The organism is Nocardia sp. NPDC003345 (assembly GCF_053589395.1).
In genome coordinates, this window is sequence record NZ_JBSFRU010000630.1 from 1 (window position 1) to 1,060 (window position 1,060).

General features: G+C 69.2%; 1 protein-coding gene. It reads left to right on the top strand.

Features of this window, described 5'->3' with window-relative positions; genetic code table 11:
- Nucleotides 1-1,060 (top strand): amino acid adenylation domain-containing protein (locus ACWDU1_RS32530; RefSeq protein ID WP_450004248.1); only part of this gene is annotated, 1,060 nt, incomplete at both ends.

Sequence of the window (1,060 nt, forward strand, 5' to 3'; positions counted from 1 at the left end):
TGGTGCTGCGGCGCTCGGTGGATCTGGTGGTCGGTATGTACGCCGTCGTCACCGCCGGTGGTGCGTATGTGCCGGTGGACCCGGACCATCCCGCGGAGCGGATCGGGTACGTGCTCGAGACCGCCCGCCCGGTATGCGTGCTGACCAGGTCCGATGACGCGGCGGCCGTACCCGGGGGGACAGGTCTGCCCGTTCTGACCCTGGACACCCTCGATACGGAAGAGTTCGACAGCGCGCCCGTCGGCGACGCGGACCGGGTCGCGCCGCTGCGGCCGGACAACACCGCCTACGTGATCTTCACGTCCGGTTCGACCGGTCGTCCGAAGGGTGTGGCGGTAACGCACGCGGCCATCGTGAACCGGCTGGTGTGGATGCAGTCCGAGTACGGTCTGGCCACTTCCGACGTGGTGCTGCAGAAGACGCCGTCGACATTCGATGTGTCGGTGTGGGAGTTCTTCTGGCCGCTGCGGGTGGGTGCGCGGCTGGTGGTGGCGAAGCCGGACGGTCATCGTGATCCGGCGTATCTGGCCGAGGTCATCGATACCGAAGGTGTGACGGTGGCGCATTTCGTGCCGTCCATGCTGACCGTTTTCGTGACCGCCCTGGCCACGGATCCGGAGGCCGGCCGGTGCCGGTCGCTGCGGCTGGTGTTCTCCTCCGGTGAGGCCCTGTCGCCGAAACCGGCCCACGGCCTGCGGGAGCTGACCGGGACCGCGGTACACAACCTGTACGGCCCGACCGAGGCCGCCGTCGATGTCACGTATCACGAGGTGACCGCGGCGGATACGACGTCGGTGCCGATCGGTGCGCCGGTGTTCAACACGCGGGTGTACGTGCTGGACGGCCGGCTGCGGCCGGTGCCGGTGGGTGTCGCGGGTGAGCTGTATCTGTCGGGCGTGCAGCTGGCCCGCGGGTACGTGGCCCGGCCCGATCTGTCGGCCGACCGCTTCCTGGCCGATCCGTTCGAGACCGGGACGCGGATGTACCGCACCGGCGACCTGGTGCGCTGGACGCCCGCCGGTGAGCTGGAGTACCTGGAAGTCGGTGCGGCCCAGGTACT